16 protein-coding genes and 2 tRNA genes are annotated in these 14365 nt (G+C 68.2%); 14 read left to right on the top strand and 4 right to left on the bottom strand.

All coding sequences use genetic code 11. The features are described 5' to 3' along the window. The first annotated feature begins 7 nt into the window (after nucleotides 1-7). Nucleotides 8-96 (top strand) — tRNA-Ser (locus tag L978_RS05805). A gap of 79 nt (nucleotides 97-175) precedes the next feature. Continuing rightward, on the top strand, nucleotides 176-1483 hold the full coding sequence (locus L978_RS05800; RefSeq protein WP_052193368.1) for a DUF2254 domain-containing protein: 1308 nt from the start codon (nucleotides 176-178) through the stop codon (nucleotides 1481-1483). A gap of 21 nt (nucleotides 1484-1504) precedes the next feature. Here L978_RS05800 and L978_RS05795 read toward each other — a convergent pair whose 3' ends face one another. Further along, nucleotides 1505-2602: a YihY/virulence factor BrkB family protein gene (locus tag L978_RS05795; RefSeq protein WP_052193367.1), complete on the bottom strand. Its 1098-nt coding sequence runs from the start codon at nucleotides 2600-2602 to the stop codon at nucleotides 1505-1507. 48 nt (nucleotides 2603-2650) lie between these two features. Continuing rightward, nucleotides 2651-3160 carry a hypothetical protein gene (locus tag L978_RS05790; protein WP_047521247.1) on the bottom strand — a complete coding sequence of 170 codons (510 nt, stop codon included), beginning with the start codon at nucleotides 3158-3160 and terminating at the stop codon, nucleotides 2651-2653. A gap of 111 nt (nucleotides 3161-3271) precedes the next feature. Between L978_RS05790 and L978_RS05785 the strand changes: the two genes are divergently transcribed. The 4 genes from L978_RS05785 to L978_RS05775 all read left to right on the top strand — a co-directional run bounded on the left by L978_RS05785 (nucleotide 3272) and on the right by L978_RS05775 (nucleotide 6608). Beyond that, entirely contained in the window at nucleotides 3272-4894 is a 1623-nt protein-coding gene (locus tag L978_RS05785) for a sodium-dependent transporter (protein WP_047521245.1), read from the top strand. Beyond that, nucleotides 4891-5025: a methionine/alanine import family NSS transporter small subunit gene (locus tag L978_RS18525; protein ID WP_081996931.1), complete on the top strand. Its 135-nt coding sequence runs from the start codon at nucleotides 4891-4893 to the stop codon at nucleotides 5023-5025. Before L978_RS05785 ends, L978_RS18525 begins: the two co-directional genes overlap by 4 nt. 89 nt (nucleotides 5026-5114) lie before the next feature. After that, nucleotides 5115-5750: a GyrI-like domain-containing protein gene (locus L978_RS05780; RefSeq protein WP_047521243.1), complete on the top strand. Its 636-nt coding sequence runs from the start codon at nucleotides 5115-5117 to the stop codon at nucleotides 5748-5750. 57 nt (nucleotides 5751-5807) lie between these two features. Then, nucleotides 5808-6608, top strand: a complete 801-nt coding sequence (locus L978_RS05775) for a DUF1206 domain-containing protein (RefSeq protein WP_047521241.1) — start codon at nucleotides 5808-5810, stop codon at nucleotides 6606-6608. 24 nt (nucleotides 6609-6632) lie between these two features. On the opposite strand, the gene L978_RS05770 is transcribed toward L978_RS05775, so the two are convergent. Then, complete coding sequence (locus L978_RS05770; RefSeq protein ID WP_047521240.1) at nucleotides 6633-7280, bottom strand: LysE family translocator; 648 nt, start codon at nucleotides 7278-7280, stop codon at nucleotides 6633-6635. 82 nt (nucleotides 7281-7362) lie between these two features. Between L978_RS05770 and L978_RS05765 the strand changes: the two genes are divergently transcribed. From L978_RS05765 to L978_RS05740, 6 genes are all read left to right on the top strand, one after another. Then, on the top strand, nucleotides 7363-8670 hold the full coding sequence (locus L978_RS05765) for a SufS family cysteine desulfurase (RefSeq protein ID WP_156118236.1): 1308 nt from the start codon (nucleotides 7363-7365) through the stop codon (nucleotides 8668-8670). Next, a complete protein-coding gene (gene sufU / locus L978_RS05760; RefSeq protein ID WP_047521238.1) occupies nucleotides 8667-9101 on the top strand; it encodes a Fe-S cluster assembly sulfur transfer protein SufU in 435 nt (144 codons plus the stop codon). The genes L978_RS05765 and sufU overlap by 4 nt, the downstream gene beginning before the upstream one ends. Nucleotides 9102-9117: 16 nt before the next feature. Continuing rightward, nucleotides 9118-10059 carry a GNAT family N-acetyltransferase gene (locus tag L978_RS18295; protein ID WP_052193366.1) on the top strand — a complete coding sequence of 314 codons (942 nt, stop codon included), beginning with the start codon at nucleotides 9118-9120 and terminating at the stop codon, nucleotides 10057-10059. 58 nt (nucleotides 10060-10117) lie between these two features. Continuing rightward, nucleotides 10118-10759, top strand: a complete 642-nt coding sequence (locus tag L978_RS05750; protein WP_047521236.1) for an NADPH-dependent F420 reductase — start codon at nucleotides 10118-10120, stop codon at nucleotides 10757-10759. A 124-nt stretch (nucleotides 10760-10883) separates the two neighbouring features. Then, nucleotides 10884-11549, top strand: coding sequence for a GntR family transcriptional regulator (locus L978_RS05745; protein WP_047521234.1), 666 nt, complete (start codon nucleotides 10884-10886; stop codon nucleotides 11547-11549). Nucleotides 11550-11658: 109 nt separating this feature from the next. Next, on the top strand, nucleotides 11659-11904 hold the full coding sequence (locus tag L978_RS05740) for a hypothetical protein (protein ID WP_047521232.1): 246 nt from the start codon (nucleotides 11659-11661) through the stop codon (nucleotides 11902-11904). Between the two features lie 766 nt (nucleotides 11905-12670). On the opposite strand, the gene L978_RS05730 is transcribed toward L978_RS05740, so the two are convergent. Next, complete coding sequence (locus tag L978_RS05730) at nucleotides 12671-13510, bottom strand: SDR family NAD(P)-dependent oxidoreductase (protein ID WP_047521228.1); 840 nt, start codon at nucleotides 13508-13510, stop codon at nucleotides 12671-12673. A 129-nt stretch (nucleotides 13511-13639) separates the two neighbouring features. On the opposite strand from L978_RS05730, the gene L978_RS05725 reads away from it, so the two are divergent. Next, complete coding sequence (locus L978_RS05725) at nucleotides 13640-14224, top strand: hypothetical protein (RefSeq protein ID WP_047521226.1); 585 nt, start codon at nucleotides 13640-13642, stop codon at nucleotides 14222-14224. 64 nt (nucleotides 14225-14288) lie between these two features. Continuing rightward, nucleotides 14289-14361 (top strand) — tRNA-Arg (locus L978_RS05720). Nucleotides 14362-14365: the final 4 nt, after the last annotated feature.

Genomic DNA, 14365 nt, shown 5'->3' with positions numbered 1-14365 from the left:
GATGCCTGGAGACGTCGCATAGTCCGGCCGAGTGCACCACCCTGCTAAGGTGGAGTCCCCTCACGGGGACCAGGGGTTCAAATCCCCTCGTCTCCGCACTTTTTCCAGGAGGGCATCCGCCCCCGCCACGCGTCCGGTCGTGTGCTGTGGGGCGATCCACGACTAACCTTCGGGAATGCGTACCTGGTTCCTTCGCGCTCGCGAGTCCTTCTGGTTCCTGCCGACGGTGTTCGGGGTGGCGGCGATCGCCCTCGCGATCGGACTGACCGAGCTCGACCGCCTGCTGCTCGCGAACGGCGACACCTCGGGTGCCCTCCTGGCGGATCTGTCCGCGACGGGCGGGCGCGCGATCCTCACCGTCATCGGCGGGACCATGCTCGGGGTGGCGGCGACATCCTTCTCGATCACGATCTCGGTGCTGGCCACGACGTCATCGGCCTATGGTCCCCGCCTGGTGCGGAACTTCATGGCGGACCGCGGGAACCAGTTCGTCCTTGCGGTCCTCACCTCGACGTTCCTCTACACGCTGGTGGTGCTGCGCGCGGTGCGGACCGAGCAGGACTCGATCTCTGCGTTCGTCCCCGTCACGGCAGTGACGTTCGCCGTCTTCCTGGCGATCGCCGACGTCGCGGTGCTCGTGTACTTCATCCACCACATCGCCAGGTCGGTCCAGGTGACCACCCTGCAGGGGCGGGTGCTGAGGGAGCTCGTCGAGGTCATCGACCTCCTCTACCCCGACGCGTCGGACCGCGACACGGTGGCGACGGAACCGGATGACCTCATCGTCCATGAGGAGTTCTTCGCCACCGCCTCGGGCTATGTGCAATACGTCGACTTCGAGGACCTCGTCGCTTTCGCACGCGCGCATCAGGTCGTCGTCCGCATAGCCACGCCGCCGGGAACCCACGTGCTGGAGGGCCAGGTGATCGCTCAGTCTCTGGTTTCCCGGAATCAGGGGCGGGACGAGAGCACGGAGGAGGGGACGTCGAAGGCGATCACCTCCGCGATCGCCGTCGGAGCGGCACGCACTCCCCACCAGGACCTCGGCTTCGCCGTTCAGGGACTGACCGAGATCGGCGTCCGCGGGCTCGCAGCGGGAACCAACGACCCCTACACCGCAGTCGCCGCGATCGACGCGTTGAGCTCTGCCCTCGTGACCCTCTGCAGCCGCCCGGCGGCAGACGGAAGGTATCCCGGGGACGATGGCGAACTGCGGGTCGTCTGCCGCTGGCCGTCTCCCATCGAGCTGATCGCCGATGCGCTTCTGGCCCTTCGCACGTACGGGATGAGGCACCCGCTCGTCGTGCGTGCAGGCGTCGGGCTCCTCGAACGGCTCGAGGCCGCGATGACCGGGGGAGATCGTCTGCGGTTGCGGGATGAGATCGCCGCGTTCCGCTCGGCCTACGTCGCCACGGATCCGCCGCCCACCGATGCCGCCCCCGTGCTCGAGCGGCTGGACGACACCCTCCGCCGCCTGCCCTGACGACCTGGCGGCGGCGGGGGGTCAGGAGCGTCGATCGTTTCGATGCCAGAGGCGATCCAGGAACCTCTTGGCCCTCCGGAACACCGTGTCTTCGCGCGGTGAGAGCGTCTCCCCTCGGCGGAGACGGGTGCCGCGTTCGATCGTGATCTCTCGCGAGCGCTCGGTCCGGTCGACCACGGTGGACTCGCGGAGGGGGAGCTGCAACTCTGCCTCCGCCTTCTGTCCGGCTTGGAGCTGCCTGCCGCGTTCGAGTTCCGCGTTGAACTCGGCGCCGATCAGCAGAGCCACGTTGATGACGAACAACCACAGGAGGAAGACGACGACCCCGGCGAGCGAGCCGAACGTCCGGTTGTAGTCGGCGAAGTTCGACACGTAGATGAAGAGACCGGCGGACGCGAGGGAGAGCACCCCGACGGCGAACGCGGCGCCCAACCCCAACCACCGAAGCGGGGGCTGCTTGAGGTTGGAGGTGCCCTTGTAGAGCAGGGTGACCATCATGACGACGGCTGCGGCCAAGACGGGCCACTTCACGACGTCCCAGACGGCCAGTGCCGTGTCGCCGATGCCCAGAGCGTGTCCGGCCGCACGCGCGACCGGCCCGGACAGGATGACCACCGCGACGACCACCAGCGTGAGGCCGAGCAGGACGACGGTGACGCCGAGCTGCCAGGGCTTGCGCTTCCAGTACGGCCGCCCTTCAGGGACACCGTAGATCCGGTTCAGTATCCGACCGAATCCGCTCACATAGATCGATGCCGACCACACGGCGGTGACGATGGCCACGATCAAGGTGATGCCCGCAGCGGACGTGCCCGCCGCATCGGTCAACGGCGCACGAAGTGTTTCGGTCACCGCCGGGGGTGCGACCTCGGCGAGGAGCGTGAGCAGCCGATCGAGGACCTCGTCCGTATCCGCGAGCACTCCCACCAGCGCCATCACCGCCAGCCCCGCGGGGAAGACCGAGAGGACGGCGAAGAAGGTCAGGGCGGCCGCCGCGTCCACGCATCCGTCGCGGACGAACTCCTGGAACGCGCGACGCCCGATGTACGTCCAGGTCTGCCGTCGAATCTGCAGAGGAGTCGAAGGCTTCGCTCGATCTGCTGCTTCCGTGTTCGGCATGTCTCTCACGCTACGCCGCCGGGAGGTGTCGAGCGGAAACCTCTTGCGCTACAGCAGCGGCAAGGATCGCGCGACACCGATCGGCTCGACCGGGGTGTTCTCGTCCGCGACGCCGAACCTGACGAGGGAGTGAGGGGCGGAGCGGTAGTCCGGGGGCGCGGTGTCGAGTCCGGCTGCGTCGAGGAGGACGAATTCCGCCTCCGAGCCCACGATGCGCAGGGTGCCCACGGGGAGGCAATCGATGATCAGCTGGAACTCCCGCTCGTGGGGGTACACCCTCGAACCGGTGATCGACCAGGCCGTGAACTCGTTGGCGGTCCGTGTGCACAGCCAGTTCTGCTGCGCGACATCCTTCACCCGGAGCAGGGCGGTGTTGCCGCGGAGGCGCGAGGATTGACGCAGTTCGAGGAGCACGCCGACCGATCCGCCCAGCACATCGACGATGACCCGGGTGATCTGGGCATCGATGAGAGCGTCGGGCGTCAGGAAGGGGTTCTCCGCGTCCGGGAGCGCCGGAAGTCCGGATGGTATGCCGATCAGCAGATCATTCGCGTTCATGCCCCGTCGCTCTCCCCAGAGGTCCCCAATATGCCGAGAGTACGCGATCGTGGTTCACGAACTCTGTGCGCGGAGTGTGAACCGGTCGCCCCCTCGGGTAGTCTCGCCCGCATGGCCACCGCAGCGACGCAGACCCATAAACGCGAAGCCTTCAGCTCGCGCAACGTGTTCATCCTCTCGGCGATCGGTTCGGCGGTCGGCCTCGGCAACATCTGGCGTTTCCCCTACGTCGCCTACGAAGGCGGTGGCGGTGCGTTCCTCATCCCGTATCTGTGCGCATTGCTGACGGCCGGCATCCCCCTGCTGTTCTTCGACTACGCGATCGGCCATCGCTTCCGTGGGTCGGCACCGCTGGCCTTCCGGCGACTGCATCGTGCGGCCGAGCCTCTCGGATGGTGGCAGGTCCTCATCTGCGTCGTGATCGCGGTGTACTACGCGGTGATCGTCGCCTGGGCGGCCATGTACACGTGGTTCTCCGCCCAGCTCACCTGGGGCGCGGGCAACGAGAATGATTTCTTCTTCATCGACTTCCTCCGCTCGGCCGATGTCGCCGAGGTGGGCGTATCGACCGACTTCGTGCCGCAGGTGGGCATCCCCCTGGTCGCGGCTTGGCTGATCGTCATCGTGATCATGGCGTTCGGAGTGAAACGCGGCATCGGCCGGGCGAACATGATCCTGATGCCTCTGCTCACCCTCATGTTCGCGATTCTCGTGGTGCAGTCCCTCTTCCTTCCGGGTGCGATGGACGGTCTGAACGCGTTCTTCACCCCGAACTGGGAGGCCCTGGCCGATCCCGGCGTCTGGGCCTCGGCGTACGGCCACATCTTCTTCTCGCTGTCCGTCGCTTTCGGCATCATGGTGACGTACTCCTCCTACCTGAAGCGCAAGACCGATCTCACCGGCTCGGGACTCGTCGTCGCTTTCGCGAACTCCGGCTTCGAGATCCTCGCCGGTATCGGTGTCTTCGCGGCTCTCGGCTTCATGGCGCAGGCGCAGAGCACGGAGGTAGCCGGTGTCGCCTCCTCCGGCATCGGACTCGCCTTCGTCGCCTTCCCGACGATCGTGTCGCAGGCGACGGGCGGGTCGATCATCGGCGTCCTGTTCTTCGGCGCCCTCGTCTTCGCCGGTATCACCTCGCTGATCTCGATCCTCGAAGTGATCGTGGCCGCGCTGCAGGACAAGCTCGGCTGGGCTCGGGTGCGTACCACGCTCACGGTCACGATCCCGCTGGCGATCATCTCGATGGCGCTCTTCTCGACGACCACGGCCTTGTCGGTCCTCGACACGGCGGATGCCTTCGTCAACTCCTTCGGCATCATGGCGGTCGCGCTGGTGGCCGTGATCGTCGTGGCCTGGCTGCTGCACAAGCTGCCGGTGCTGGCGGAGCACCTGAACCGGCGTTCGAGCTTCCGGGTAGGGACGATCTGGAAGGTGCTCGTGGGCATCCTGGCGCCGGTGGTGCTCGGGTACCTCTTCATCAGCGAGCTCATCGCCAAGACGTCTGAGCCCTACAGTGGCTACCCTGCCTGGTTCCTCGCGATCTTCGGCTGGGGGATGGTCATCGCCCTGGTCGTGCTGGCGCTGATCCTCTCGGCTCTGCCGTGGAGCGGGCGTTCGCATGCGAAGGACGATCCCGAGTACGACGAATTCCTTTCGAAGGAAGAATACGAACCCGATGCGGAGACTTCGGCGATCCCGCTGATCGACACGACCACGAAGGGAACCGGCGCATGACCACGACGGCGATCGTCATGATGATCATCGCGATGGTCACGGTCTGGGGCGGCTTGGTCGCCGGGATCGTGAACCTCGCTCGTCACCCGGAAGAAGCCGAGACGGAGCCCGCTCCGCCCGTCGAGCTCTGAGCGGGAGATGACCGCATCCGACCGGAGAAGTCGGGCACGGGTGTCGGACCCCGGTGCAAGACTGGGCACACGATCCAGGGAGGCACGTCATGGCGGCGATCGACCCGAAGAAGACGCTCGATGCGTACCAGGCGAAACGGGGTGAGTTCCGTGTCGTCGAGGTTCCCCCTCTGCAGTATCTGGCGATCGATGGAGCGGGGGATCCGAACACGGCTCCTGCGTACGCCGAAGCCGTCTCCGCACTGTTCCCGGTGGCGTACACGCTCAAGTTCGCCAGCCGGAAGGAATTCGGCATCGACACCGTGGTGATGCCACTCGAAGGACTCTGGCATGCGCCCGACATGGAGTCGTTCACCTCTCGTCGCGACAAGTCGGCGTGGCTGTGGACGATGATGATCATGGTCGGCGACCACATCACCGCGGAGATGTTCACCGACGCCGTGGAGGCCGTGGCGCAGAAGGCGGCGAAGAAGAAGGAGCCGTTGCCCGCACTCGGAGGCGTGCGACTGGAGACCCTCGACGAAGGAACCTGTGTGCAGACCCTGCACCTCGGCCCCTTCGATGACGAGGGTCCCGTGCTCGACGATCTCCATCACCGCTTCATCCCCGAGAACGGGCTGCGGATGCGAGGGCGGCACCATGAGATCTATCTGAGCGATCCGCGTCGCAGCGATCCGGCGAAGCTGCGCACGATCCTCCGGCAGCCGGTGGCACCGACCACCTGACGGCGTCGTGAAATCAAGCCTCTTCTGGCGGTGCGCCGTGACGGATACTCTTCATCGATGAGCACGGTCAAGCACGCCGCACGGGTCGCCAAGGATTCCTCCGCCTTCCGAAGGATCGCGCGCGCAGGCTTCGTGGTGCTCGGGCTGATCCACGTCGTCCTCGGCTCCATCGCAATCTCCATCGCCGCGGGCGCATCCGGTGACGCGGATCAGGACGGAGCGATGGAGCAGATCCGTCAGAATCCCGTGGGTGGGTTGCTGCTGGTGCTCATCGCCGTGGGGCTGTTCGCCCTGGCGGCCTGGCAGGTCGCGAGTGTCTTCCTCGCGAGCGATCCCGCCGAGACGAAGAAGTGGGGTCAGCGGATCAAGCTCGTCGGCATCTCCCTCGCCTACCTCGTCGTCGGAGGCATGGCGTTCATCTACGCGGTGGGTGGCCGCGCCGACTCGGAGAAGGCGTCGAAGACCCTCAGCGCGGTCGTGCTGGCGGCCCCCGGAGGAGTGGCACTGCTCGTCGTCATCGGCCTGTCCGTCGCGGGAGTCGGGGTCGGCTTCATCGTCGGCGGGTTCACCCGTGGGTTCGAGAAGCTGCTCGACCTCCCCTCCGGAGTCGCCCGCGGCGGTATCGTCACGCTCGGCGTCATCGGGTACTTCGGCAAGGGCATCGCCGTCGGGGTGACCGGGGTGCTCTTCGTGGTGGCGGCCGTGACGCAGGACCCGGAGAAGGGGGCAGGGTTGGACGCGGCTCTGCACAGCCTGCTGGTGCTGCCGTTCGGGCCCGTCCTCCTCGGTGCCGTCGGGGTGGGACTGGCGGTCTACGGGGTGTTCTGCATCGCCCGTGCGCGGTTCGCCCGCATGTGAGTCCGCGTGCTTCGCGCCGGCCGCTCAGGCGCTCGCAGGTTTCTCGCTCCACACGAGCAGGAACGCGCCGAGAGCGATCATGAGCCCGCCTCCGGTCGCGCCCATCGCTTCGACTCGACGCGGAGAGCGGCCGAACCACCCGCGCGCCGCACTGGCGAGAAGCACCCACACCGCGTCGCAGGTCACACCGATCGCCACGACGATCACACCGAGCACGAAGAGCTGGGCGGGCACCGACCCGGTTTGCAGGTCGACGAACTGCGGCAGGATCGCGAGGAAGAACGCGATCGACTTCGGGTTGGTGACGCCGACCACGAATCCTTCGAGGAGCAGACGCCATCCGGAGCGTCTTGCCTGCTCCGCGACGAGAGCGCGCGCCGCGTCCTTCCGGTGGCGGATCGCCTGGACGCCGAGGTAGACGAGGTACCCGGCGCCGAGCACCTTGATGATCGTGAAGAGCAGGACCGATTGCGCGATGACGGTGCCGACACCGAGTGCGACGCCGACGACGAGCACGATCGAGCCGGCGGCTGTCCCGAGGATGCTGAGGAACCCGCCCATCCGCCCGAGCGACATCGCCCGTCCGATCGTGAACAGCACGGTGGGGCCCGGGATCACCACCATCACGAACGCCGCCGCGATGAGGGCGAGCAGTGTGTCGGGGGCGATCATGGGTCGAGCCTAGAGGGGCGGACGTCCGCGGTCGAGCGATCGTGCGGGCCCACGCCTGTCGTGCAGGTGGGAAACTGGAACGATGAGCGTTTCTTCCGGCGTCGACGTGATCGCCCCCCTGAGTGAGGACGAGGTGCGGCGAATCCGTGAGGACTTCCCGATCCTGCACACTCAGGTGCAGGGGCATCCCCTGGTGTACCTCGATTCGGGGGCGACCGCGCAGCGCCCGTTCGCGGTGCTCGACGCCGAGCGCGAGTTCTCGACCACTCTGAACTCCGCCGTGCACCGCGGCGCGCACACCCTGGCAGCAGAGGCGACGGAGCTGTTCGAAGAGGCCCGCGGCACGATCGCACGGCTCGTGGGGGCGGACGAGGACGAGATCGTCTGGACATCGAATGCGACGGAGGCGATCAACCTCATCGCGTACTCGCTCTCGAACGCGTCACTCGGGCGTGGGGGAGCGGAGGCCGAACGATTCCGCCTCCGCGAGGGCGACGAGATCGTCACCACCGAGATGGAGCACCACGCGAACCTCATCCCGTGGCAGGAACTCGCCGCGCGGACCGGGGCGACGCTGAAGGTCATCCCGCTCGACGACGATGGCGCGCTGCGGCTCGACGTCGCCGCCGACCTGATCACCGCACGCACGAAGCTCGTGGCGTTCACGCACGTCTCGAACGTGCTCGGCGTGATCAATCCGGTCGAGACCCTCGTCACCGCAGCCCGCCAGGTCGGCGCGCTGACCGTGCTCGATGCGTGCCAGTCGGCGCCGCATCTCCCGCTCGACGTGCGGGCGCTCGACGTCGACTTCGCCGTGCTGTCCGGGCACAAGATGCTCGGCCCCACCGGGATCGGCGCGCTCTACGGTCGGCGCGAGGTGCTGGCCGCGATGCCGCCGTTCCTCACCGGCGGGTCCATGATCACCACGGTGACGACGACGGAGGCCGAGTACCTTCCGCCGCCGCAGCGGTTCGAGGCGGGCACGCAACGGGTGTCGCAGGCCATCGCGCTCGCCGCGGCCGTGGACTATCTGACCGAGGTGGGCATGTCGCGCATCGCCGCGCACGAGGCCGCGTTCGGTCGGCGCCTCGTCGACGGTCTGGGTGCGATCAACGGGGTCCGCGTGCTCGGCGCCGACATCGATCTCCCGCGCGTGGGCCTGGCGAGCTTCGACGTCGCCGGCATCCACTCCCATGATGTGGGGCAGTTCCTCGACGACCTCGGTATCGCCGTGCGGGTCGGGCACCACTGTGCGCAGCCGCTGCATCGGCGCCTCGGAGTGACCTCGTCCACGCGGGCGAGTACCTACCTGTACACGACCGATGCCGAGGTGGACGCCGTGATCGAGGGCGTCGCCGGAGCGATCGACTTCTTCCGGAGGGGCGTATGAGCGACCTGCAGAACCTGTACCAGGAGCTGATCCTGGACCACTCACGCACTCCGCACGGATACGGTCTGCGTGACGAGATTGCGGCGCAGTCGCACCAGCTGAACCCCACGTGCGGTGACGAGATCACGCTGCAAGTGCATCGTGGTCCCGACGGCGGCGTCGAGGCGATCGCGTGGGAAGGGCACGGATGCGCCATCTCCCAGGCGTCGGCGTCCCTGCTCGCCGAGCTCGCCGAGGGGCTGACCGTCGCGGAGCTCGAAGTGCGGATCACCGCGTTCCGCGAGGCGATGAGGTCGCGGGGGAAGATCGAACCGGACGAGGAGCTGCTCGGAGATGCGGCCGCTCTCGGAGGGGTGTCGAAGTACGTGGCCCGCGTGAAGTGCGCCATGCTCGCCTGGGTCGCCGCGGAGGACGCGCTCACACGCGGGTGAGGTGCAGGATGGACGTATGCCTCTGCAGCTGAGTCCTCTGCCCGCCGAACGCTTCGAGGAGTGGCGCAGCGCGGCCAGGCAACGGGTCATCGACGGCAACCGGGCGTCCGGGCACCGGATCGGCGCGGACGCGGTCGACTTCGCGGACGCGTTCTTCGCGGAGCTGCTGCCGGACGGCCTCGCGACACCGACCGTGCGGATCCTGCGCATCGTGGACGAGCACGAACGCGAGCTCGGCACCCTCTGGCTCGCGGTCGGCGAACACAAGCTCTTCCTTCTCGAGCTCGCCGTCGAGGAGCCGCTCTCCGATGCCCGGAACGATGATGTGCTCGCGCAGATCCTGGCGATCGCGAGGGACCGGGGCGTGGCGCGGATCAGCGCACCGCTGTTCCCGCACGACGCGGCGGGTCACGCTCTCCTGGAGGGGCGCGGGTTCGAGGTGGCGTCGATCCAGATGGTCCTCGAGCCGTTGCCGGTGCGGGAGGTTCCCGTGCACGTGGACGTCGTGCCCATGACGGCCGAGCGGTTCCCCCGGTTCGTCGCCGCCTCGGAGAAGGGCTTCGCCGACGATCTCGTCGCCTCCGGCCGATACTCGCCCGAGGAAGCGGCGGCCGAATCGCATCGCCAGCTGGTCGCGGAGCTTCCGGAGGGAGTGGAGACGAAGGGGCAGGCACTGTTCACCGCCTCGGTCGACGGTGCGGAGGTCGGGATCCTCTGGCTCGGCATGCGCGTCCGTGACGGTCGCCCTCATGCTTTCGTGCTCGACATCGAGGTCGACACCGCTGAGCGTCGCAAGGGATACGGGCGTGCGCTGATGCACGCCGCCGAACGCGAGGCCCGCCGGCTCGGTGCGGACTCCATCGGGCTGCACGTCTTCGGCTTCAACACCGGCGCGATCGACCTGTACGAACAGCTCGGCTATCGCCGCACGGAGGAGAGCCTGCTTCGGGAGCTCTGAGGCGCGTCAGCGGAGGACCCGACGGGAATAGTCACGCGCGAGCTGCGTTGGGCCGAACATGACAACTCTCGGAATCATCGGTGCAGGACACATCGGCAGCCAGGTCGCCCGGGTGGCGGTGGCGAACGGCTATGACGTCGTGATCGCGAACTCGCGCGGGCCGGAGACCCTCGCCGACCTCGTCGCCGAGCTCGGACCGCGGGCGAAGGCGGCCACCGCGGAGGATGCCGCCGCCGCAGCGGACATCGCGGTCGTGACCGTGCCGCTCCATGCGATCGACAAGCTCCCGGCCGAGCAGCTGGCGGGCAAGATCGTGCTCGACACCAACAACTACTACTTCGAGCGCGACGGGCGCATCGAGGCTCTCGACAAGGGGGAGACCACGACCTCGGAGCTCGTGCAGCGCGCGCTCCCGACGTCGAAGATCGCGAAGGCGTTCAACCACATCTACGCGTCCGAGATCACCGCGGACGGCACGCCGGCCGGGACCGCTGATCGACGCGCGCTGGCCACGGCCGGTGACGACGCGGAGGCCGTCGCGTTCGTGACGCGCTTCTACGACGAGGCCGGCTTCGACACGGTCAACGTCGGGCCGCTCAGTGAGTCGTGGCGGGTCGAGCGCGATCGTCCCGCGTATGTCGTGCGGCAGAACGCCACGGAGCTGACCGCGAACATCGCCGCCGCCAACCGGCTGCCCTGATCGGATCCCGGGCGGGCGTGGGGGTGCGTCGCACACTCGTCGTGCCCGCTCGGGGGCGCGTACGCCCGGGCGTGTTGGGATACCAAAAGTTGTTGATCCGACTCCGGAGTGCGAGAATGCCCAGATGGCGGGGGCTATGGGGGGAATCGGCGAACTCGAGTCGGTGAGGGTCACGAGGATTCTTCGAGACGACATCGTGCTCGGGCGGCGCGCCCCCGGCTCCCGGCTCGTGGAGCGCGACATCGCGGCCGAGCTGAACGTGTCCCGCCTTCCCGTCCGCGAGGCCATCCGCACGCTGGTCGCCGAAGGGGTCGTCGTCGCCCGCCCCCGCACCTGGGCCGTCGTGCGCGAGTTCACCCGACGTGACATCCAGGACTTCGCCGAGGTGCGCGAGGCCATCGAGACGCTGATCTTCGTCTTCGCGGCGGAACGGCACGACGAGGCCGGCATCGTCCGGATGCGCGGCGCCTATGAGCGCGAGCTCGCTGCCGCCGAAGCTGACGACGCCGAGGCCGCGAGGATCGCCGCAGCGGAGTTCCATGAGATCGCGGTCGAGCTGGCCGGGAACGAGATGTTCGGGGAACTCATCGCGGTGTTCCTCACGCGTCTGAGGTGGCTCTTCGGTCAGCACGACGACCTCCTCGCGATGGCCGACGAGCACCGCATCATCCTGGAAGCCATGACGGCTCGTGACACGGAAGCGCTCCGTCGCATCATCCCGGCCCACCTCGCCAGCGGCCAGGCCGCCGCGGAACGCCGCCTCGCGCGCAGCAGCGACCTGATGGTCTGATCGCGACGACGGTCGGCCGCGCGAAGTCAGGGGCAACGGCGACGGCATCGGTTGTATATTGGTGCGATCGGAGTCGGTCCGGAAATGTTGCGCTGTTCTGGGGAGCGAGATGCGGAATCTTGCTGTCGCGGTCGGATGCCTGTTGCTGCTTGGCGGAGTGGTCGTCGTGGCGCTCGCCGACCAGGAGCGTGCAGCCGCCGTCGATGCCGTCAAGGCGGAGATCGTGAGAGTCGAGCGTGCTCTGGACGAGTCCCAGGGCGAGAATCTGGAGCTCGCTGAGAAGCTCACCGCCCTCCGCTCGCAGATCGCCGAGCAGGATGGCGAGATCGCGGACACCACGGGGTTCTTGCCGTGATCCGCCGGATGCTGGCGGTCGTGGTCGCGATGACGGTGATGCTCTCCGCCGGGGTGCTCGCGCGGGCGAACGCGCTGGACCAGGAACGTGCGGTGGCGGTGGCCGAGCTGAGCTCCCTCACCCGGGAATACCACGAGACGACCCAGCGCACCGACTACCTCGACGGGGCGGTCGATCGTGCCGAGCGGGACACCGCGGAACGCGCGGCGGTGCTCGCCGTCCGTCCGGCCTTCGTGACCGAGCTCACCGCCTTCGCCGCCGCTCTGGACGGGGCACGCGGGGTGGTCGACACGGCCGCGCACCGGGCCGCGGCCCTCTCCGCCCAGCAGACGGTGCTGGCCGAGAAGGTGAACCCGGACACGGTGACGGCGGCGACCGCGACGGTGCATGCATTGACGGAGAAGGTCGGCACCGAGGTCCGAGCGGCACGGGCCGCACAGGCCGCGCTCGCCGCGCAGAGCGCCGGACCGGGAGGGCCGGCCTGGACCTCGAGCGGTCCCGGCGGTTACGCCCGGGTGCGGGCGGCACTGGACCTCGTCGGGGGTGGCGGGGTCGGGTTGTACGAGTCCTCGTCGTGCGCCGGCGGGAGTGCACCGGGGTGCGCTGACGTCGTCGGGTGCCTACGCTTCCTTGTTCGGCGGCGACCCGGAGTTCCTGGCCAACTGCATGGCTGCCGTCCGGGGTTATCCGGGCTCGGTCGGCTGCAACGGCGAGCAGCAGGCCTGGGCCTCGGGGATCTGGGTCGGAGCGGTCCGCTGAGGCGTCCTCACGCCACCGGGGTGGTCGTGTCGACCGCGTCCCGCAGGGGGCGCCGCATCACTCGCCAGTACGACGACGGCAGGATCCGTACGAGGACGTCGATCAGGCGCGCCTCGCGTCCGACCATCGTCCTCGCCGCCCGCCGCTCGGTGGCCCGGACGATGCGGGCGGCGGCCTCCGCGGGTTCCGTGTGGTACATCGCGGCCTGCGCGGCGGCGGCACGGGCGGCGACGGCGGGGTCGATGGCCGCGGCGTAACGTCCGTGCAGGATGATCCCGGTGCGTACGCCCGAGGGGTAGACCGCGCCGACGCTCACCGACGTGCCTTCGAGTTCGTGCCGCAGAGCCTCGGAGAAGGCCCGCACGGCGAACTTGCTCATGGCGTAGGGGATGCGTCCGGCCGGGGAGGCCAGAGCGTAGACGCTGGCGAGATGGGTGATGTGCGCCGCGGGTGCCGCGCGGAGCGCCGGCAGCAGCGCCTTGGTGATGGAGACCGTGCCCCAGAGGTTCACATCGGTGAGCCAGCGCATCTCCTCCATCGTGAGCTGGTCGAGGTTGCCGAGCATCGACGACCCGGCGCAGGTGATCAGTGCATTGATCCGCGGGTGTGCGTCGCCGATCTCGGTGGCGGCGGCGAACACGGCCTGATCGTCGCGGAGGTCGACGACGTGGGTCGTCACCCGGTTGTCGTGAAGCTCTCCGGCGATCGCCCCGAGCGCTGCGGCATCGTGGTCGATCAGGGCCAGGTGCGCTCCCCGTGCGGCGAGCAGCCGGGCGATGTCGGCGCCCATCCCGTTCGCGGCTCCGGTGATCACCGTGGTGCTGCCGACGAGATCGAGGTGTCTCATGTGTCTCCTGCGGGCGCGACCCGGGTGCGAACCCGCGGATGTCGGATGGGTGGGGCAAGCTGATTCCGAACCATTCTGGCCGACACCGGGCCGTAGTGATACCGGTACGCTCAAGGAGAGGAGGTACCGGTGGGACGGACAGCGGATGCCATCGCCGAAGGCGTCGCGATCGCGACCGCTGCCGCGCGCCTCGCCGTGAAGAACCACATCCTCATCGGCACCATCGCGGAAGACGGCGTCTTCGACATGGACAAGTACATCGACGATGCGCGCGAAGCGCTGCGGGCGATGGCCGAGGAGTCCGAGGAGGCCGCCGCCACCGTCACCGCCTTGCGAAAGCGGGCGAGGGGGAGGCACTCCGATCCGGTGGGCACGCACGACTATCGTGACCGCGACGTCCGCAACCTCCGGCGCCGCGCGAAGCAGTCCACCGGGGTGGCCGAGCGCCTGCGCGAGATGATGCAGGATCGCGACAGCCTCGCACAGATCGTGGAAGAGGCCAGGGATGCCGCCTGGGCCGATGTGCGGCACAACCTCGACCGCCGGTTGCGGGTCGAGGGCATGCGCCCCGACCATGATCCCGACTACGGGCGAATGCGTGAAGCCCGCATGCAAGCGCTGCGACTCGTCGACCTGCAGGCACTCTCCTCGGAGCAGAGAGCGAAGGCGAAACGTCGGAAAAAACAGCAGAAAGCTGCGGCGGCCGGGGACTGAGGTCCCGTTTCGCTTTCGCGTCTGGACTGTTGTAGGCTGTTCCACGGCCCGCTGAGCGGGCTGGGCGCCCGTAGCTCAATGGATAGAGCATCTGACTACGGATCAGAAGGTTAGGGGTTCGAGTCCCTTCGGGCGCACACT

Origin of the sequence: Microbacterium sp. ZOR0019 (assembly GCF_000800925.1) — a bacterium.
Taxonomy (GTDB): Bacteria; Actinomycetota; Actinomycetes; order Actinomycetales; family Microbacteriaceae; genus Microbacterium; species Microbacterium aurugineum.
This window is presented reverse-complemented; position numbering and strand designations above follow the sequence as displayed.